This is a genomic window from Microvirga sp. HBU67558, from assembly GCF_018069605.1.
Classification (GTDB): Bacteria; Pseudomonadota; Alphaproteobacteria; order Rhizobiales; family Beijerinckiaceae; genus Microvirga; species Microvirga terrae.
Genome location: NZ_JAGPUP010000552.1, coordinates 66,266 through 86,016 on the forward strand (window position 1 = coordinate 66,266; position 19,751 = coordinate 86,016).

The following is a 19,751-nucleotide window of genomic DNA, read 5'->3' on the forward strand; positions in this document are numbered from 1 at the left end:
AGCCGATGATCCGCGACACGACACTCGGGTCCAAGCTCTGGGCTGCGGCCATCTGGTTCCTGGTCGGCTTCTTCGTCATCAACCTGTTCGCCATGATCGCCACCGTGGTGACGAGCTCGTTCGCCACCCGCTGGCTCGGCACATGGCTGCCGGTGGCCTTCACCACGCGCTGGTATTCCTCCGCCTGGAGCGAGTTCCAGCTCTGGGACGTGCTGATGGTCACCTTCCAGGTGATCGCCGCCGTGGTGTTCATCTCCGGCGCTCTCGGCGTGACGGCCGCCTATGCGCTCGCCCGCCGCGACTTCGCGGGCAAGCGGCTTCTCATCCTGCTGTTCCTCCTGCCGCTGATGATCCCGCCGATCACCTTCGGCATCCCGCTCGCGACCGTGCTCTACCAGACCGGCCTTGCGGGCACGTTCTGGGGCGTGGTGGCGGCCAACCTCGTGCCGACCGTGCCGTTCGTGATCCTGGTCATGATCCCGTTCATCGAGCAGATCGACCCGAAGATCGAGGCGGCCGCGCGGGTGTTCGGGGCCAACACGTTCAAGCTCTTCGTCCACGTGCTCCTGCCGCTGCTCCTGCCGGGCATCCTGGCGGCCCTGCTGCTGGTGCTGGTCCGGACCATCGCCATGTTCGAGCTCACCTTCCTGGTCGCCGGCCCGACGAGCCAGACCCTCGTGGTGGCGCTCTATTATGCGGTCTTCGCGGCCGGCGTACGGGCCGTGCAGTCGATCGACGCCATGGCGGTGATCTACATGGTCACGACTCTCGTCTGGCTCATCATCGCGCTGCGCTTCGTCAACCCGACGCAGATCGTCACCCGGGCGAAGCAGCAGCCGGCGCATTGAGGGGGCACCCGGGATCCACTCACGTCATGGCCGGGCCTGTCCCGGCCATCTCGACTTAAAGAGCAGGGCGCTTTCCATGATCGGGATCACCGGCACAAGGCCGGTGATGACGTGGTAGGATCGTCGAAGGGCGCAGGAGCAGAGACTGATGACCGACACCTCGAGGACACGATGCCGGATCGCCTGAACGATGATTCTCTCGCCGATCTGCCGGAGGGTATCCGCCGCCCGGCCTATGACCGGAGGGCGCTGAAGACCGGGATCGTGCATCTCGGCGTCGGGGCCTTCCACCGGGCCCATCAGGCCGTCTACACGGACGACGTGCTCGGTCAGGATCCGCGCTGGGGCATCGTGGCCGCCAGCCTGCGCAGCCCGGACACCTACGACGCCCTCCAGCCGCAGGACGGCCTCTACACCCTGTCGGTCCGCTCGCAGGACGGCGAGGCGCTTCGGATCATCGGATCGATCCGGCGGGTCATCGTGGCACCTCGGGCGACGGAGGATCTCCTCGACGCGATGGCCGATCCGCAGACCAGGATCGTCACCCTGACGGTGACCGAGAAGGGCTATTGCCACGATCCGGCCACCGGCGCCCTGAACGAGGCCCATCCCGACGTGGTGCATGACCTGGCCTACCTTAAGACGCCGCGCTCGGCCCCGGGCTTCATCGTCGAGGCGCTTCGCCGCCGGCGGCGGGCCGGGATCCCGCCCTTCACGGTGCTCACCTGCGACAACCTTCCCTCGAACGGACGTACGGTGAAGCGCGTGCTCACCCGCTTCGCCGAGCTGGTCGATCCCGAACTCGGCCGCTTCGTGGCCGACCAGGTGTCCTGCCCGTCGACCATGGTCGACCGGATCGTGCCGGCGACGAGCGACCAGGACCGGGAGCGCATCGGACAGGCTCTCGGTGTCGAGGACGCCTGGCCCGTGGTGACCGAGCCGTTCACGCAGTGGGTGATCGAGGATCGGTTCCCGCAGGGCCGGCCCGCCTGGGAGATGGCGGGCGCCGAGTTCGTCGCCGACGTGGAGCCCTACGAGCACATGAAGCTCAGGCTGCTCAACGGCAGCCATTCGACGCTCGCCTATCTGGGCTATCTCTCCGGCTACGAGACGGTTGCCGACACCATGGCGGATCCGGCCTTCGTGCGGCTGATCGAGGGTCTGATGGACGAGGAGGTCACGCCGACCCTGCACATGCCGCCCGGCGCCGATCTGTCCGCCTACAAGCGGGCGCTCATCGCCCGGTTCAAGAATCCCGCCCTGAAGCATCGCACCTGGCAGATCGCCATGGACGGTTCCCAGAAGTTGCCGCAGCGCCTCCTGGGGACGGTCCGCGACCGCCTGCAGGGCGGCGCGTCCATCGCGCGCCTGTCCCTCGGGGTGGCGGCCTGGATGCGCTACGTCACGGGTGTCGACGAGAAGGGAGCGCCCATCGATGTGCGCGATCCCATGGCTGCGCGGCTGCGCGAGCTCGCCGACCGGGCAGGGCCCTCGGCCGACGTGCTGGCCGGCGCCCTGTTCGCCGTGCGCGAAATCTTCGGCGACGACCTGCCGAAGGATCCGCGCTTCACGGGAGCCGTGACGGCGAATCTGGCGCGGCTGTACGAGAACGGCGCGAAGCGCACCGTTGCGGAGTTCGCAGCCGAGTAGGGGAACGCGTCTTCCCCGTCATGACCGCGCTGGTCGCGTTGATTCCACTCTCCTGAAGCGCCGAGCCTCACCGCATCGAGATGGCCGGCACAAGGCCGGCCATGACGTGGGAGGTGGTGCGAACGGGGTGTTCAATCTCCACGTCATCACCGGCCTTGTGCCGGTGATCTCGACCCGAGAGGCGCAGTGTTTTTCAGCATCGGGATGCCCGGGATGAGCCCGGCCATGACGGGAGCGGGGGCGTGGCGCCCCACGAGCCTTCGCTGCCGCGTTTATGTCGGAACGCGCGCCTGCTTCGCGCGCTTGCGCTCGCAGGACTGGCACCTGCAGCCCATCGGCTCGATGAAGGTCTCAAAGTAGTTCTTGCCGTAATTGTAGGTGATCTCGTCGCCCGGCTTGATGCGCTTGATCGCCTTGATGCGGATCCGGCCCCGCGACACCGTCGCCTGGGCGTTCGGCCGGCAGCCGTGATTGATGTAGCGGGCGGTGTTCCAGCGTGGCGATCCGTCGATGGTCCAGCGGCTGCTGATCTCGAACAGATAGCGCGTGTTGCGCCGGCGCTGGACTTCCTCGTTGGTGATCTTCGGCCCGACATACTCGATGATGAAGGAGCCCTTCTCGATCACCTCGGTGGCGAACAGGCCGAGGCCGGTCGGCGACCGTCCGATGCGAAAGGGACCTTCCGGCGGCTTGGTTTTCATGAGGTCGGACGCTCCAGGGGACACGAGTGCTCCATAGCGGCAAACGCGGAGCGATGATATTGGGTCGGTGGCCGATCTTCTCCAGATCCAGAGGACAATTTTGGCATCCTGGCCAGCCACGTGCCGGCGCCCCTTGTGGGTGAGCCGCGGCGCTTCATGAAAGCGGGATCACCGGGACAAGCCCGGTAATGACGGGGAGGGTGGTCGTCCGGTGTGCGCTACACCCTCTCCACGTCATGGCCGGGCCTGTCCCGGCCATCCCGATATGGAACATCGCCGCGCTCATCGATCGGGATCACCGGCATGAGGCCGGTGATGACGTGGAGTTCTAAAGCGAAGGACGACCCTGGTCCGCCTGCGCGGCGAGCCAGTGGCGCGCCGCCTCCGTCAGGTGGGGCTGAAACAGGCTCGCGACCTGCCTGAGGCCCCATTCGAGATGCGCCTTTTTGATGGCCCGCACCCCTTCCTGCACATCGAGATAGACCACCCAGTAGGTCGACACGATCCACAGATTGTGAAGCAAGGCATCGAGCGCGTCGTCGGACAGCTCCATCAATCCGGCCCCGCGCATGTGGCCGATGAGCTGCCGGACGGGCGAACGAATGCGGTCGCTGATGGTGCGGATGCGGCGGCGCAGCTCCGGCGCCATGGCGATGAGGCCCATGAAGTCCCGGTAGAGAAAACGATAGGTCCACACGATCTCGAACCACTCGGTCAGGAACGCCACATAGGCGGCCGAGTCGGCACCCGCGCCCGGACTGCGGTTCAACAGCTGGTCCACCGATTCCTCGAAGCGGTCGAAGATGGTCAGGATCAGGGCCTGCTTGGTCTTGAAGTAGTAGTAGAGATTGCCCTCGTTGATGCCGGCCGCTTCGGCAATCTGCGCCGTGGTGACCCGGTCGGGCCCGCGCGCATTGAAGAGGGACAGAGAGACCGTGATCACGTGGTCGCGCGTGCCGGCCGCCTTCCGGCTCCGCTTCGCCCTCGGGGTCGCTCCTGGCTCGATCACGGCTGATCCTCTATGTCGCACTTGCGCATATAAGGTGCTCACCTTAAATCGCAAGCGGTCTAAGGTGAGTACCTTATAAGCCGGCGCGGGCCGGCATCGAGGCCGGGCCGTGCGAGAGGAACCTTCATGAGCATCGAGACCCTTCCGTGGATTTCGGATCAGTGCCCCGGCGTCGCGGTGAGCCGCCGCTCGCCGCTCTCGGTGGTGCCCGCCCTGGTGCGGGACCCGTTGCAGGCGCTGCCGCCGGAAATCTATCGCGAGCCGGTCGTGTACTCCCAGGTGGCCGGACGCCGGCGCATCCTGCTGGCCGATCCGGCCCTGATCCACGAGGCCCTGGTGCGCAATGCCGATGCGCTGAACAAGGGCGAGGACGTCCGGCGAGCCCTGGGCCCGGCCCTCGGTCGGGGGCTGCTGACGGCGGACGGCGCCCATTGGCGCTGGCAGCGCCAGTCGGTGGCGCCCGCGTTCCGGCACGAGAAGCTCCTGGGCCTGCTGCCGTCCATGATCGCCGCCGCGGAGAAGACTCGGGAGCGCTGGCTCGCGCCCGGGGCCGGCGCGTCGGTCGGCATCGGCCGGGAGATGATGCGCACCACCTTCGACATCATCGTCGACACCATGATGTCGGGGCCGGGCGAGATCGACGTGGCGCGGGTGGAGCGCGGCATCACCGACTATCTCAAGCCGACCGGCTGGGTCTTCGCGCTGAGCATTCTCGATCTGCCCGACTGGCTTCCCTATCCGGGCCGTCGCCGCGCCGCGGCCGCGGCCGCGTACCTGCGCTCCTCCGTCACCCGGATGATCGCCGAGCGGCGCCGAAACCCGGACGGGCGCGAGGATCTCGTGGCGCTGCTTCTCGCCGCATCGGACCCGGAGAGCGGCCGGACGATGACCGACGAGGAGATCGCCGACAACCTGCTCACCTTCGTGACGGCCGGACACGAGACTACGGCGCTGGGCCTGGCCTGGACGTTCCTTCTGCTGGCCCGCCATCCCGAGCAGGAAGCGCGGGTCGTCGCGGAGATCGACGCCGTGACGCAGGGCGGCCCCGTCCGGCCTGAGCACATCGGGCAGCTCGCCTATGCCCGGCAGGTCTTCTCGGAGGCGATGCGGCTCTATCCGCCGGCCCCGATCATCACGCGCACGGCGACGCGCTCCTTCGCGCTCGGCGGCTTCCGCGTGCCGGAAGGCGCGGTCGTCATCGTGCCGATCCATGCGGTCCATCATCATGCCGCGCTCTGGACCGATCCTGCGCGGTTCGATCCGGAGCGCTTCGCGCCCGAGCCGGCGAAAGCCCGGCATCGCTATGCCTATTTGCCGTTCGGCGCGGGGCCGCGCATCTGCATCGGCAGCGCGTTCGCCACCATGGAGGCGGTCGCCATCATGGCGGTGCTGCTGCAGGCCGTCAGGCTGCGGGCGCGATCGGACGCCATGCCCGACCCGATGATGAAGGTCACGCTGCGACCGAGACGGGAGGCGGAGATGTCGGTCGAGCGGCGCCATCCGTTCCAGGGGGCGGTCACGCAGATGTCGTGAGCGCGGACGCGTCAGGCGATTTCGGTCGCGTCGGACGTGCCGGCCAGCGTCGTGCGGAGCGTGTCGGCGAAATTATCGTAGGAGAACGGCTTCGACAGGGCCGGGCATTCGCGGAACCGCTCCGGGAGCGAGCGGAAGTCGTAGCCGGTCGAAAAGATGAACGGGATTCCGCGAAAGCGCAGGACGTCGGCGACCGGGAAGACGACGGTTCCGTCCACGTTGATGTCGAGGATGCCGATGTCGATGTCGGCCTGGAGCGCGAGGGTCAGGGCATGGTCCAGTCGCGCTGCGGGGCCCACGACCTCGCATCCGAAATCGAGAACCATGTCCTCGATCAGCATCGAGATCATCGCCTCGTCCTCGACGATCAGGACCCGCTTTGTGCGACCCTCGAACATAGCCCCTCCAAGCCACATTGCTTCTGACACTGCGCCTTGCGACGTCGTTAAGCGAATCAGATGCAACAACTATAATCGACGGTTTGACACGCCTTCACTATCTTAGGTTAGTATGGCCTAAGAAAGCATCGTAATGCGGGCGAGGCGGCGAAGTAAAGGGCCCCGCCGGAGGCTGATTATACACCTCGCCGGCGTACAATTTCTGAGCGAACGACTGGTGCAACCCTTGTGCCCGGCCGGTCGATAGGGCGCGTGATCTGCGCGCCGATGCTGAACTGCCCGAATTCGCGACCTGGTTGCAAGAATTCGTTCCGGAAGCTGACCTGTCCAAGATCTTTGAGGGCCTCCTGCTGCCGACGCGGTGCGCGGGCCTCACGATAACGTGACGCGAACGACCAGCAGCCTATCGAGGGTGAGCGGGTTTCTGGAACGCCCGCACCGGTTCGCCGGAGCCCGGCGCCGTCCAGAGGCCTCTCAGCCGCATCCGTTGGGGGGCGGCGGGGCGCTGACAACGGCCCATGGAGACCGGATGGTGGCAGCTGGATCTCTCGTCGACTCACCAGAACTGGTGACACCAACATCCATCGATCTTCCATTTGCCTGCAGCAGTCGGCATCGGCTCCCGCGACCTCCGGTCCGGATCGCATCGATGGGCGGGGCGAGCGCGCCTTCAGCGCCGCAGCAGCCTCTCCATCAGGGCATCCGCGGCATGGCTGGTCAGGCCCCAGGCAACGGGGCGGTCGCCGAGATAGACGGTGAACGTGCCGTCCTGCGTCGCCTGCTTGGCAACAGGTGTCATGAGCCGTCCCTTTTCTGGATAGTCCGGACAATGAGGTCGCTGTCCGGGAATGATGAAATGATAGGCTGCATCCAGGAAGCTTAAATTATGAGCAGTGAAGCGCTGACGACGGTGCAAAGACTTGCGAACCAACAGGCTCACCGGCCGTTGCCGTTGAAGTGCCGTCGGGGCTCGCCAGCCCGGATGTGGCGGATACGGGAAGCGGCAGGTCGTTCCATGAAGCTCTTTGAATGCCAGGCCTGCGGTCAGCCACTTTATTTCGAGAACAGTCGCTGCGAAAGTTGCGGCCGCCGGCTCGGGTACCTGCCCTCGATTCAGGAGATCAGCGCTTTGGAACCCGGTCGCGAGGGGGGCTGGACGGCTCTGGCGCAGCCCGACACGCCTGTCCGCTTCTGCGCGAATGCAGAACACAATGCGTGCAACTGGCTGATATCCGCCGATGGCGATGGATCCTACTGCCGGGCTTGCCGGCACAATCGCACCGTACCGGACCTCGCGCTCGAGCAGAATCGCGAACGCTGGCGCCGGCTGGAGACCGCGAAACGGCGTCTATTTTACACTTTGCTCAGGCTCGACCTGCCGCTGGCAACGCGCAGCGAGGACCCGCAGGGGCTCACGTTCGACTTTCTGGCGGACCCTGCCGAGAAGTCTCCCGATGGTCCGTCGATCCTGACCGGGCACGACAATGGCCTGATCACCATCAACATCGCCGAGGCGGACGATGCCGAGCGGGAGCGGCGACGCCACGGAATGGGAGAACCTTACCGGACCCTCCTCGGCCACTTCCGGCATGAAATCGGCCACTATTTCTGGAACGTTCTGGTCCGGAACGATCCCAGCCTGGACCGATTCCGCCAGGTTTTCGGGGACGAGCGGCGGGATTACGGCGAGGCCCTGCGGGTCCATTACGCCCGGGGCCCGAAGGAGGACTGGCAGGACGAATTCGTCAGTGCCTATGCGGCCTCCCATCCTTGGGAGGATTTCGCCGAGACCTGGGCGCACTATCTCCATATCGTCGACACGTTGGAGACCGCGAGCGCCTTCGGATTGAAGGTGCGCCCCGGAATCCGTCGCGGCTCGGAACTAGCGGCGGAGATCGATTTCGACCCCCACAGCGAGACGGACCTGAATCGTCTGATCACCGCCTGGCTGCCCCTGACCTTCGCCGTGAACTCTTTGAACCGCAGCATGGGGCAGCCGGATCTCTACCCCTTCGTGCTCGCCCCGGCCGTGATCGCCAAACTCGGCTTCATCCACGAGCGCATTCATGCCTGGAGCGGCCGCGGGCCCGGGGAGGGAGAAGGCGATCATATTCTGAAAGCCGTGATCGGAGGGCTGAATTCTCGCGTCGGCGCCCCACAATCCGCATGACACGCTCTTTTGAGACCTTGCGTGAAATGTCTAGGTGTGAGTAGTTATTTTCTTGCCCTCAATGGTTGGGGGCGTTACGCCTATAGCGTTTACGAAACTTGAGACTTTAGAAGGCAGTCCTGATGGGCCGGGGAAATGATCACCGTGATCGCCGACGTCAATTTGGCGGTCAACCCGAAGATCACTGGGGCGATTTCGCTCCACCAACATCTTATGAACGGCCCATGCGGCAGCAGACATCCTACGGCGCTCCAGCGTCCGGACCGGAGACGGAAGCGCGGGTGAAATGGTTCAATCCCGAAAAGGGATTTGGTTTCGTCGAAATGACCGATGGGTCAGGCGAGGCCTTCCTGCACGTCCGGCAGGTCGAGGCTGCGGGCTATACCGCACTCGAATCGGGCACGACCCTTGTCATCCGGGTTGGCGCAGGCCAGAAGGGCCCGCAGGTCCAGGAAATCGTCAGCGTCGACGCAAGCACGGCCGAGCCGGAGCCCCCGCGCGGGGCACGCGCGCCGCGGCCGATGCGGTCGGGCGGTCCTGGCCAGTCAGGCGGCGGTTTCGGCCGTCCCAGCGGCGGTCCGAGCACCCGCCCGGTCAGCGGCCCGCCGGAGGTGCCGGCCACCGTCAAGTGGTTCGACTCGGTGAAGGGCTACGGCTTCGTGTCCGTTGAAGGTGAGAGCAAGGACCTGTTCCTGCACATCTCCGTCGTGGAACGCGCGGGCCTCAGCCAGCTCGAGCAGGGGCAAGCGGTCCGGGTGGCGATCGTCGAGGGCCGCAAAGGCCCCGAGGTCGGCGCAATCGAACTCGCCTGACGCATTCCGTCTTTCTCGACCTAAGCTGAGCCGGGTCTCCTTCCGCCTGATCGGGCGGAAAGGGGCCCGGCTTTGGCATGGATGAAATACGGTCCAGCCCCGGCAAGGCAGGGATGATCCCAAAAGCGAGGTCCGCTTTTGGGATCAATGCCTTAGCAATGGACCTCTTCGAAGGCCCGCACCCACATCTCGCAGACGCCGGACCGCACGATCTCATTGAGCGTGAACTCGATGATTGGAACCGGTAGCATCTGCGACTTGATCAGATGGATGACCGTGCGCAGGCCCGAGCTCTCGCGCAGATCGCACTGGCTCACATCCCCATTGATCACCACGGTGCAGTCCTCGCCTATGCGGGTGAGGAAGGTCTTCATTTCGGCCGGCGTGGCATTCTGCGCTTCGTCCAGCAGGATGAAGGCGTCGCGCCAGGACCGCCCCCGCATGACTTCGAAAGGCACCATCTCGATGTCGCCGTTCTTGACGGCGATCTCATAGGCGGCTGAGCCGATCCGCTCCTTGATCGCCTCGATCACGGGCGCCGCCCAAGGACCGAATTTCTCCTCGAGACTGCCGGGAAAGAACCCCAGGGATCGGCCGCTCGGGACGTTGGGACGGGTGAGGATGATCTTCCGGATACGCCGCTGGCGGAAGAGATCGGCTGCATAAGTGGCCGCGATCCAGGTCTTTCCGGTACCGGCCGGGCCGAGGACCACGACCTGGGCACTGTTCTTCAGGGCGTCGAGATACTCGTCCTGGGTTGCATTGAGCGGCTTGATGGGAGGGAGGCTGCGCTCGGCCTGGAATTTTGATCCCGTGAGGTCGAAGACCTGCGCTGTTTCGAGGGAGCGGCGGGTCTTGCGTCTCTGCTTCTCATGATGCTTGCTCAATGACCAACTCCGGGTTTTGAAACTGCGCACAGAGACCTATCCAGGCGCCGCGCAGAGGCGTCTGGGGGAACTTCCGGGAGAGGGGTGGATTCGAGAGCGAGTCGTTGCGGGCGGTGGATATCCGCGATCCGGACGGTGAGGATCAACCTGCCTGCCCATCAAAGCCTGTTCTTCTAGCTGCCAGTGGCAAACTATCTTTGATTCTGATGACAGTTTACCGCTGCTACGCCTACCTGCGAGTCAAATGTTGAGGCAGCCTGCTTGGTTCCAGGGCATAATCCCTCTGTAGGGTACAGGAGGGAAATAGCTGTGGATGGCTCAGATCGGGAGCCTCCGAGAGCACTCCGGCACTGCGGACACTCGCCATTTCGGCCCTTCGAATGATAAGGAAATCGCCGAAAACAAAGGCTTTGCGGAATGATCATCATATTCGGCTCGATCAACATGGACCTCGTCGCGCGGGTCCAGCGGATCGCCCGTCCGGGAGAGACCGTTCTGTCGCGCCGGGCGGACAGCTTCTTCGGCGGCAAGGGAGCCAATCAGGCCGTCGCCGCCGCTCGGATCAGCCGCGGAGGGGGCATGGAGGTCGCTATGACCGGCGCGGTCGGCAACGATCCTTTCGGGATAGCCTGCCTCAAGAACCTCGAGGAGAATGGGGTCGACGTCAGCACGATCAGAGTCACCGACGAGCCTACCGGCTGCGCGTTCATCACCGTCGACGAGACGGGAGAGAATGCCATCACGGTCGCCAGCGGCGCCAATATGGCGCTACGTTCATCCGATCTGCCCGAATCCCTCTTGTCGAAGGCTTCCGTTCTGGTGCTCCAGATGGAAGTGCCGATCGCCGACAATCTTGATGTCGCCGCGCGGGCGCGCCGCGCCGGCGTCAAGGTGGTCTGGAACTTCGCGCCCGTGCCGGCGGTCGGGGAGCGCTCGACCATGTCCGAACTCCTGGCCGTCACGGATGTGCTCGTGGTCAACGAGCACGAGGCTCTCTCGATCGCCGGTATCGTGGGTGAGCCGGCAGGGGACGATTTCCTCAAGGCCGGATCGGCAATCGCCCGCTCGTTCGGGCCGACCTGCATCGTCACGGCAGGTGCACGCGGCGCTTATGCCATCGCGCCGGACGGCGCTCAGACCCATGTGACGGCACGCCCGATCACCCCGGTGGATACGACCGGCGCGGGTGACACCTTCGTCGGTGTTCTGGCCAATGGACTGGACGAGGGACTGGAGATCGGCCGGGCGATGGAACGGGCTTGCGCCGCCGCATCCCTGTCCTGCCTCACGGCCGGCGCACAGGCGGGACTGCCCCTGCGTGAGGCTCTGGACCGGCACCTCGCTCAGGACTGAGGGCTGGCGCTGCCCTCGGGGATGACCTTGGTCAGGCTGCCGGCCGCCGGGAACAGGGGGATCAGGCAGGCCTGCAGGGCGTGGTAGAGATCGGGCTTGCCGGTGAAAAGGGTCGTTCCCGGCTTGAGGTCCTCCGAGAGCTCCGGCCGCCAGCCGCCCTGCCGATGGTCAATCAGGTGGCGATTGGCGAAGCCCCAGAGAAGGCGGTACCACTGCTCGTGGAAGTCGCCAGGGCTGTGCTCGTTCAGGAAAGCGGCAGCGCCAATGGCTTCCGCACAGGGCCACCAGAGCTTTTGGGGGAGCCTCGGCTTATCGTCCCAGTCCAGCGCATAGAAGAAGCCGCCTTTGTCCTTGTCCCATCCGAGCTCGATCGACTGCCGGAACAGCTCGCGGGCGGCCTCCGGCATCCAGGCATGCCTCTTGCCCCCGAGCGTCCAGAGCTGAAGGACGAGGCGCGCCCATTCGAGCCAGTGCCCCGGCGTGGTGCCGTAAGGACGGAATACGTCGTACCCACGGTACTCCTTGTCCAGGCTCCAATCCGAATGGAAATGCTCGGCGACACGATAGCCGAGAGCGGCGGCGTGACGACCGATGATCAGCCCGGCGATGCGCTCCGCCTTGTCGAGATAGTTCCGATCGCCGGTAGCCTCGAAGGCGGCCATGAGCGACTCGGTCAGGTGCATGTTGGAGTTCTGGCCGCGATACTGGCTCAACGGCTGCCAGTCCCGGGAGAACTCCTCGGTCACGGCGCCGTGCTGCTCCTCCCAGAACCGTTCTTCGAGGACCTTGGTGATGTCCTGGATCAGACGATCTGCGAGCGGATGACCGACGACCTTGGCGCTCGACGCAGCCAGCAACACGAACGCATGTCCATAGGCCTGCTTCGTGTCGTCCTTAGGACCATCGTTGTCGAGCGACCAGACATAGCCGCCGTGCTGGGCGTCGCGATGGGCATTCCAAAGGTAGTTCATGCCATGATCGACGATCGCGTCGCATCCGGGCCGGCCGAGCAGAGTGCCGATGGCGAAGCAATGCACCATCCGGGTGGTATTGTGGATCTGCCTGACCGGGTTGGCCGTCTCGATGGGCTGACCTGCATCGTCGAGATCGAAAAAGCCGCCGGCCGGGTTGATGATGCCGTGCTGGAAGAACCCGAACAGGTTGTTGGCCTGCTCGAAGAGCCATTTCCGGTGGAACCGGTTGGAGCGCCAGGTCGGGCCGACGGGAGGAAGGACGGGCTGGGACATCGTCATAACAGGTTCCGTTGTGATCAGGCGCGTGCCGCCATGAATTGTTCGACCTCGGCCCAGAAGGGAGGGTTGGCGCCGCGGCGGGTGCAGACGATCGCAGCCGCCGCGGCGGCGAAATCGAGGGCTGCCGTGACCTGCGCATCGGTCAATCCGGCGATTCCTTGAGGCGTGAGCAAATTGTTGGCGTCGAGCCAGGAGAGCAGACCGGCATGGAACGTGTCGCCGGCACCGACCGTGTCGACCACGTCGATCCTGGGAGCCAGGCGTTCCACGATCCTGTCGCCGAAAGCTGCCAGAGGTCCCTTCTCGCCGCGGGTCACGATAACGAGCTTCGGGCCGCGCTGAAGCCAGTCGTGGGCTGCGGCGGCGAGATCGTGGGTGGAATAGAGAATTTCGACGTCCTCGTCGCTCGCCTTGACGATATCGGCATGGGCAAGCAGGCGCTCGAAGCGCTCGCGATAAATCGCCAAGTCGCCCACGACGCGCGGCCGGACATTCGGGTCGAGCGAGATCACACGCGATCCGGCCTCCCGGCGCAGCAGGGTTTCGATGGCGCTCGCGATCGGTTCGACGCCGAGGGCATATGAGCCGGCCGCGATGGCGCTCACGTTCGCCGGCAGTTCGGTGGGAAGAGCCTCGGGCGTGAGAGCTCGGTCGGCACTATTGGGCGCGTAAAAGGAGTATTGCGGTTGCCCCGACGCGTCGGTCGCGACCACGCTCAGCGTCGTGTAGTTCGGGCAGCGCTGGATGTAGTCCGGGCTCACCCCGGATTCGGCGAGCTTTCCGGCCAGGAACGTGCCGAACACGTCGTCCGACAGGGTGGACAGGAACGCCGCAGGGCGCCCGAGCCGGCCGATCCCGATGGCGACATTGAAGGGCGACCCACCGGCAACGGCCTCTGCCGGAAAGCCGGTCTGAGAGGATGCCCCGATGAAGAGGTCGATCAGGGCTTCGCCACATACCAGGATCATCAAAGCCTCCGAACAACACCGCAATGACAGTCATGAACGCCTGCCTTGCCCGGTCAAGGGTCGGGCATAGCATCTGGCGGAACGGGCTGAGAGGGAAGAGCCGCGATCCGCTTGAGGTCGCGCAATATATGATCCAGCGAGACCGGTCCAGAGACGCCCCCGAAGCCAAAATAGAGGGTCCGGTAATGGGCGAAGAGCTGCTCGTAGATCGCGTGGGCTGCCGGATCCGGCTCGAAGGTGCGGAAGGGAAGGCAGATCGCTTCCTGAGCGCTGTCGAGATCCGGATGCGATTTGGCAGCGAGGCTCGCGAAGATGCTGGAGCCTAGGCCCGTCGGGATGCCGTTCGGCACCAGCACGGGTCGGCCGAGCACATTTGCGTAAACTTGGTTCAGCACCGCGTTGTGCTGCGGGATGCCGCCCGCATTGATGACCCTCTCGACCGGTACCCCGCCCTCGGCCATGCGTTCCAGGATGATGCGGGTGTGGAAGGCAGTGCCTTCGATAGCGGCGAACAGCTCGTCCTGCGCGGTGTGCAACAGGTTCCAGCCGAGGGTGATGCCCCCAAGATCCGCTTTGACGAGAACCGTGCGGTCGCCGTTGTCCCAGGTCAGGCGCAGCAGGCCGGTCTGGCCGGACCTGTACTGCTCCAGGCCTTTCGACAGATCCTTGACGTTCGTGCCGGCCCGCCGGGCGATCGCCTCGAAGATGTCGCCTGTGGCCGACAGCCCCGCCTCGATGCCGACGAGCTTGGGGTCGACGCTGCCGGGCACGACGCCGCACACGCCCTCGATCAGGCTCGTATTCTCGGCCATCGCGATGATGCAGGTCGAGGTGCCGACCACGTTCACCACATCGCCGACCCGGCAGCCTGCCCCGATGGCGTCCCAATGGGCGTCGAAGGCTCCGACTGGAATCGGGATGCCGGCCTTCAGGCCGAGCCGCCCCGCCCAGGCGGGCGTGAGGTGCCCGGCCACGACGTCGGACGTGACATAGTCGCCGGCAAGCTTCTCGCGGATTCCGTCGAATAGGGGGTCCACCTTGGACAGGAAGTCCTGCGGGGGCAGGCCTCCCCAACGCGGGTTCCACATCCATTTATGGCCCATGGCGCAGATGCTCCGCTTGAGGCGAGCGGGATCGGTGACACCGGTCAAGGTCGCGGCCACCATGTCGCAATGCTCCAGCGCCGTGACGAGGCGGTCGCGCCTGTCCGGGTTGTGGCGCAGCCAGTGCAGCAGCTTTGAAAAGCCCCATTCGTGCGAATAGACGCCGCCGCACCACTCGATCGCTTCGAGGCCCTCCTGATGGGCGAGGCGGGTAATCTGCTCGGCTTCCGCCTTCGCCCGGTGGTCGCACCAGAGGTAATACTCGTCGAGCGGCTCCAGTCCCTCACCCACCATGACCACGCTGGAGCCGGTTGTGTCGATGGCAAGTGCCGCTACGTCCTCTCCCTTGATGCCAGCGGAATCGAGGGCACCGCGCATGGCGCGGGCGAGCGCATCCATGTGATCGGCATGGGCCTGGGTGGCGTGGTCGGGGTTCTCGCGCTTCCGGTGAAGCGGGTACTCGGCCGTGGCGAGGCCGAGTGGGCCATTGCGATCGTCGACGAGGGTGACCCGGACACTCAGGGTGCCGAAATCGACACCGGCTACGACGGCCATTTTTATCTCCCGGAGCGGGGTGTAAGCAGTTGAAACGGAGGCACGAGGTTACTTCTCAGCCTGGCCATAGGTCGCGGTCGCGCCGTGCTTGCGGAAGTAATGCCGGTCGAGGAGAGCCTGAGAAACCCCGGGCGCGTTCGGTTGCAGCGAGAACGTGTACATCGCCATGCGGGCCACGGCTTCCAGAACGACCGCGTTGTGAACGGCATCATCGGGCGTTCTGCCCCATGCGAAGGGGCCGTGGCCGGCCACGAGGGCGGCCGGCACCTCCATGGGGTCCCGGTTGCCGAAAGCATCCGTAATGGCCACGCCCGTGGCACGGACGTAATCGTTCCTGATCTCGTCGGCCGTCAGCTCCCGCGTGATCGGGACCGGACCGTAGAAATAATCGGCATGGGTGGTGCCGAGTGCCGGGATTGGACGACAGGCCTGCGCCCAGGCGACTGCGTGTTCGGAATGGGTATGCACCACGCCGCCGATCTGCGGAAAGGACTTATAGAGGTGGATGTGGGTGTCGAGGTCCGAGGAGGGGCGCAACTCGCCCCAGACGACCTTGCCGTCGAAATCCGCGACGACGAGATCGTCGGCCTTCATGCGCTCGTAGGGCACGCCGCTCGGCTTGATGACGACAAGGTTGTCCTCGCGGCTGATGCCGCTCACGTTGCCGAACGTGTAAAGGACCAGGCCGCGGCGCACCACTTCCAGATTGGCTTCCAGAACCTGCTCGCGCAGCTGCTTCAACATCGGGGCGGCTCCTGATGGCCCATGAACGGAAAAGGCGGCCACAGCTCGCGCCGTGGCCGCCGAATGTCAAATCAAATCAGCGGACGGCCTGCCAGCCTTTGTAGTCCTTGATGTTGTCGGCCGTGATCAGCTTCGGCTCGAGCAGAATCACGTTTTTCTCGGGCTTCTTGCCGTTCACGATGCCGACCGCGAGCTCATAGGACTGGGCGGCCATGACGTAGGGGTCCTGGGAGGCCGAGGCCTTGATCAGGGAGTTGCCCGATTTCAGCTCGGTCTCGATGTCCGGTGCCCCGTCGACCGCCGTGATGATGAACTCGTTGCGGTTGAGCTGCTTGGCGGCCAAGTTGATGCCGATGGCGGTCGGATCGTTGATCGCGAACACGGCATCGACCTTCGGGAAGCGGGTCAGCAGGCTCTGACCCACGGCAAAGCCACCTTCACGGGAGCCCTTGGCGTCCTGGTTGTCCGAGAGAACCTTGATGTCCGGGAACTTGGAGAAGACGTTCTTGCAGCCCTTCACGCGATCCGTGATTGACGAGACCTGCGGGCCGTTCACGATGAGGACGTCGCCCTTCCCCTTGAGATGGTCGGCGATGTACTGGCAGGCGAGCTCGCCAGCCTTGACGTTGTCCGTCATCACCGTGACGTCGGCACCGGCAGCCGCCACGTCGAACGCGGCCACGACCATGCCGCCCGCCTGGGCGCGCTTGACCGACGGCTCGATGGCCTTCGGGTCGACCGCGTTGATCATCACGATGTCCGTTCCGGCCGCCGTGAAATTGTCCATCTGGGTGAATTGCTTGTTCAGGTCGTAGTCCGCCGAAACGGACGTGATCTTCGCCCCGGGAGTGATCTCCTTGGCCTTGGCCTCAATGCCCTTGATGGTCGCGACGAAGAACGGGTTGCCGAGAAGGCCGACCGAGATTCCGACGTTCTTGACGTCCTTGGCGTGGGCCGGAGCGGCCAGGCCGGCAACGACGGCAAGGCCGAGTGTGAGACGGGAAAGTGCCATGGGTTCCTCCAAGTATCCTTTGCAAGTGTCCCTTACGGGTGTCTTAGGCTCCGCGCCCCCGGGACCTGTGCTTGCCTTCCGGGGATCGCATATACGAGCGCCCGAGACGGGCGCTGGTATTCCTTGATCAGGTGCGCGCCGATCCCTTGAGGCGGTAGCGGTCGAGCGCCACGGCCCCGATGATCACGAGCCCCTTGATGATGAACTGCCAGATGTCGGAGACGCCCACCAGGATCAGGCCGTTCGACAGGATGGCGATGATGAGCGCGCCGATGAGGGTGCCCCAGATCGACCCGATGCCGCCCACGAAGCTGGTGCCACCGAGGATCACGGCCGCGATGGCATCGAGTTCGTAGGACTGCCCAAGCTGCAATCCGTTCGCGGCGAAAAGGCGTGCCGCCGACATGACGCCGCCGAGACCCGCCGCCAGCCCCGAAAAGGCATAGACGAAGAGCAGCACCGCCCAGACCTTGATGCCGGTCAGGCGCGCGGCGTCCGGGTTGCCGCCGACCGCGTAGATATGAACGCCGAGAACCGTTCTTCGAAGGATGAACCAGGAAATGATCACGACCGCGAAGGCGATCCACACCAACCAGGGCAGGCCAAACAGCGTGCCGTTGCCGATGAACGCAAAGGGAAGCTGCGGATTGAACTGGGTCGTGTCCCCGCCGAGAAGGCGTGCCAAACCGCGCACGGCGGTCAGGGAGCCCAGGGTCACGATAAAGGGCGGCAGCTTCGCGAAGGCGATGAGCGCACCGTTCACCAGGCCAAGGCCCAAACCCGCCAGAAGGGCAGCGGGAATTCCGAGCATGCCCCATTCCGGGATCAGGGAGCCCAGGATCGCCACCATGGCGGCAGCGGCCAGGATCGAGCCGACGGACAAATCGATGCCGCCGGTCAGGATCACGAAGGTCATGCCAGCCGCCAGCACGGTGTTGATCGAGGCCTGCTGCATCACGATCGAGAGGTTCTGGAAACTCAGGAACCGACCGGACATGAGCTCGAACACGATACCCAGGATGATGAGCACCGGCAGCATGCCGATGGCCTGCAGGGTCGAGCGCCAGGCGAGGCGGCGCTGAAGGCTTTGCTGCGCCGCATCGGCGCCTTTGACTCCGGTCGCTTGCATGCCGGCGCTGGACTCGTTCGGGGATGTCATTCGGCCGCTTCCCTTACACCTGTCGCGATGGTGATGATGTTTTCCTGCGTCACGGGCGGGTGACCGGCTCCGCCGACCTCGCCGGCAAGCCGGCCCTCTCGCATGACGAGCACCCGGTCACAGATGCCGACGATCTCCGGCAGCTCGCTGGAGATCACGATGACTCCGACACCGTTGCGGGCCAAGCTGTCGATCAGACGGTAGATCTCCGACTTGGCCCCGATGTCGACGCCGCGCGTGGGCTCGTCCAGGATGAGGACCTTCGGCTTCGTCTCAAGCAGGCGCGACAGCAGGACCTTCTGCTGGTTGCCGCCCGAGAGGCTGCCGACCGGCACCACGTCGCCTGCTACACGAATGCCGAGCGCCCGGATTGCCGCCGCTGCTCTCTGCTTGGCGGCTTTCAGGTTCAGGACGCCGCCCGTGCGCGCATCGCGGCTCAGCACGTTCACATTCACGTTGTCCCGGACGGTCAGGTCGAGGAAGAGGCCGAGGTTCTTGCGATCCTCGGTTAGATAGACGACACCGGCCTCGATGGCGTCCTCCGGCTCGTTGATCGAAAGACGCTTGCCTTGCAGGAAGACCTCGCCGCTCGTACGAGGATCGGCTCCGTAGATGAGGCGTGCGAGTTCGGTGCGGCCCGCTCCGACCAGGCCCGCGATACCGAGAACCTCGCCCTCATGCAGCTCGAACGAACAATCGTGCACGCGCACACCGTCACCCATGTTGCGAACGGCGAACATCACGGGGCCGCGGCTCTGGTGGGCGTCGTGCTCCTTCTTGTAGAACGATGAGAGGTCCCGGCCGACCATCATTTGAACGAGGCGTTCGGCCGAGATTTCGTCGCCCACGAGCGTGCCGACATAGGAGCCGTCGCGGAGCACCGAGACCCTCTCGGCCAGCTCGTAGATCTCGGCCATCCGATGGCTGATATAGATGATGGCGAGCCCTTCCGCCCGAAGCTGCCGCACGAGGGCGAACATCGCCTCGGTCTCGCGGGAGGATAGGGAGGTCGTGGGCTCGTCCATGACCAGGATGCGGGAATTCGCGATGAGTGCGCGGGCGATCTCCACGAGCTGCCGCTCAGCCATGGACAATTCGCTGACCTTGGTGGTCGCCTTGAAGTGCACGCCGAGACGTTCCAGCACCGTCTGGCAGGCCTTCTCCATGGAGCGACGGTCGACCATCGGACCCGACGTATGCTCCCGCCCGAGCAGCATGTTCTCCGCCACGCTCAGGTTGGGGGCGAGTGAGAGCTCCTGATAGATGATGGAGATGCCGTGGTGGCGTGCCGTCAGCGGTCCGTCGATCGTAACGGGCTGCGCGTTGATCCGGATCTCCCCGCCCGAATCGGCCTGGTAGGCGCCGGACAGGATCTTCATCAGCGTCGACTTGCCGGCGCCGTTCTCTCCCATGAGAGCATGGATCTCGCCGGGATACACGGTGAGGGAGACGTTCGAGAGTGCCTTCACGCCCGGGAACGTCTTGGAGATGTCCTTCATCTCGAGGATCGGAGCGGATCCTGTCATGAGCGTTTCCCTAAAGGCGCTTTGTTCAAGCGGCAGTTTTCAGCCTTGAATTCTGAAGACTCTATCATGC

Annotated in this window: 18 protein-coding genes; 6 read left to right on the forward strand and 12 right to left on the reverse strand. The window is 64.9% G+C overall.

Going from position 1 to position 19,751, the window contains the following annotated elements:
* Positions 1 to 5: 5 nt before the first annotated feature.
* Positions 6 to 848, forward strand: coding sequence for an ABC transporter permease (locus tag KBI52_RS25030; protein ID WP_173950328.1), 843 nt, complete (start codon positions 6 to 8; stop codon positions 846 to 848).
* Between the two features lie 171 nt (positions 849 to 1,019).
* A complete protein-coding gene (locus tag KBI52_RS25035) occupies positions 1,020 to 2,498 on the forward strand; it encodes a mannitol dehydrogenase family protein (protein WP_210812099.1) in 1,479 nt (492 codons plus the stop codon).
* A gap of 272 nt (positions 2,499 to 2,770) precedes the next feature.
* On the opposite strand, the gene KBI52_RS25040 is transcribed toward KBI52_RS25035, so the two are convergent.
* Positions 2,771 to 3,199 carry an SET domain-containing protein gene (locus KBI52_RS25040; protein ID WP_210812100.1) on the reverse strand — a complete coding sequence of 143 codons (429 nt, stop codon included), beginning with the start codon at positions 3,197 to 3,199 and terminating at the stop codon, positions 2,771 to 2,773.
* A gap of 328 nt (positions 3,200 to 3,527) precedes the next feature.
* On the reverse strand, positions 3,528 to 4,208 hold the full coding sequence (locus KBI52_RS25045; RefSeq protein WP_262265559.1) for a TetR/AcrR family transcriptional regulator: 681 nt from the start codon (positions 4,206 to 4,208) through the stop codon (positions 3,528 to 3,530).
* Positions 4,209 to 4,334: 126 nt separating this feature from the next.
* Here KBI52_RS25045 and KBI52_RS25050 point away from each other — a divergent pair, with 126 nt between their 5' ends.
* Positions 4,335 to 5,741: a cytochrome P450 gene (locus tag KBI52_RS25050; protein ID WP_210812101.1), complete on the forward strand. Its 1,407-nt coding sequence runs from the start codon at positions 4,335 to 4,337 to the stop codon at positions 5,739 to 5,741.
* An 11-nt stretch (positions 5,742 to 5,752) separates the two neighbouring features.
* On the opposite strand, the gene KBI52_RS25055 is transcribed toward KBI52_RS25050, so the two are convergent.
* Positions 5,753 to 6,139 (reverse strand): response regulator, encoded by a 387-nt coding sequence (locus KBI52_RS25055; protein WP_173950332.1) that lies wholly within the window; start codon positions 6,137 to 6,139, stop codon positions 5,753 to 5,755.
* A gap of 670 nt (positions 6,140 to 6,809) precedes the next feature.
* Complete coding sequence (locus KBI52_RS33515; RefSeq protein ID WP_256439515.1) at positions 6,810 to 6,938, reverse strand: hypothetical protein; 129 nt, start codon at positions 6,936 to 6,938, stop codon at positions 6,810 to 6,812.
* Positions 6,939 to 7,154: 216 nt separating this feature from the next.
* On the opposite strand from KBI52_RS33515, the gene KBI52_RS25060 reads away from it, so the two are divergent.
* Together KBI52_RS25060 and KBI52_RS25065 are read left to right on the forward strand one after the other, a co-directional pair.
* Positions 7,155 to 8,309: a putative zinc-binding metallopeptidase gene (locus tag KBI52_RS25060; RefSeq protein WP_210812102.1), complete on the forward strand. Its 1,155-nt coding sequence runs from the start codon at positions 7,155 to 7,157 to the stop codon at positions 8,307 to 8,309.
* 224 nt (positions 8,310 to 8,533) lie between these two features.
* Positions 8,534 to 9,121: a cold-shock protein gene (locus tag KBI52_RS25065; protein WP_247654643.1), complete on the forward strand. Its 588-nt coding sequence runs from the start codon at positions 8,534 to 8,536 to the stop codon at positions 9,119 to 9,121.
* Between the two features lie 152 nt (positions 9,122 to 9,273).
* Here the strand turns inward: KBI52_RS25065 and KBI52_RS25070 are convergent, their stop codons facing one another.
* Positions 9,274 to 10,008 carry a PhoH family protein gene (locus KBI52_RS25070; RefSeq protein WP_210272488.1) on the reverse strand — a complete coding sequence of 245 codons (735 nt, stop codon included), beginning with the start codon at positions 10,006 to 10,008 and terminating at the stop codon, positions 9,274 to 9,276.
* 417 nt (positions 10,009 to 10,425) lie between these two features.
* Here KBI52_RS25070 and KBI52_RS25075 point away from each other — a divergent pair, with 417 nt between their 5' ends.
* Positions 10,426 to 11,361: a ribokinase gene (locus KBI52_RS25075; protein WP_210812104.1), complete on the forward strand. Its 936-nt coding sequence runs from the start codon at positions 10,426 to 10,428 to the stop codon at positions 11,359 to 11,361.
* On the opposite strand, the gene KBI52_RS25080 is transcribed toward KBI52_RS25075, so the two are convergent.
* The 7 genes from KBI52_RS25080 to KBI52_RS25110 all read right to left on the reverse strand — a co-directional run bounded on the left by KBI52_RS25080 (position 11,352) and on the right by KBI52_RS25110 (position 19,681).
* Positions 11,352 to 12,614 carry an AGE family epimerase/isomerase gene (locus KBI52_RS25080; protein WP_210812105.1) on the reverse strand — a complete coding sequence of 421 codons (1,263 nt, stop codon included), beginning with the start codon at positions 12,612 to 12,614 and terminating at the stop codon, positions 11,352 to 11,354. The genes KBI52_RS25075 and KBI52_RS25080 overlap by 10 nt on opposite strands.
* A 17-nt stretch (positions 12,615 to 12,631) precedes the next feature.
* Entirely contained in the window at positions 12,632 to 13,582 is a 951-nt protein-coding gene (locus tag KBI52_RS25085) for a carbohydrate kinase (protein ID WP_210812106.1), read from the reverse strand.
* Between the two features lie 53 nt (positions 13,583 to 13,635).
* Positions 13,636 to 15,240, reverse strand: coding sequence for a ribulokinase (locus KBI52_RS25090; protein WP_173950338.1), 1,605 nt, complete (start codon positions 15,238 to 15,240; stop codon positions 13,636 to 13,638).
* Positions 15,241 to 15,288: 48 nt separating this feature from the next.
* A complete protein-coding gene (locus KBI52_RS25095) occupies positions 15,289 to 15,984 on the reverse strand; it encodes an L-ribulose-5-phosphate 4-epimerase (RefSeq protein WP_285892607.1) in 696 nt (231 codons plus the stop codon).
* Between the two features lie 76 nt (positions 15,985 to 16,060).
* On the reverse strand, positions 16,061 to 16,996 hold the full coding sequence (locus KBI52_RS25100; RefSeq protein ID WP_210812107.1) for an ABC transporter substrate-binding protein: 936 nt from the start codon (positions 16,994 to 16,996) through the stop codon (positions 16,061 to 16,063).
* Positions 16,997 to 17,123: 127 nt separating this feature from the next.
* Complete coding sequence (locus tag KBI52_RS25105; RefSeq protein WP_173950340.1) at positions 17,124 to 18,155, reverse strand: ribose ABC transporter permease; 1,032 nt, start codon at positions 18,153 to 18,155, stop codon at positions 17,124 to 17,126.
* Positions 18,152 to 19,681 carry a sugar ABC transporter ATP-binding protein gene (locus KBI52_RS25110; protein WP_210812108.1) on the reverse strand — a complete coding sequence of 510 codons (1,530 nt, stop codon included), beginning with the start codon at positions 19,679 to 19,681 and terminating at the stop codon, positions 18,152 to 18,154. Before KBI52_RS25110 ends, KBI52_RS25105 begins: the two co-directional genes overlap by 4 nt.
* Positions 19,682 to 19,751 lie beyond the last annotated feature (70 nt).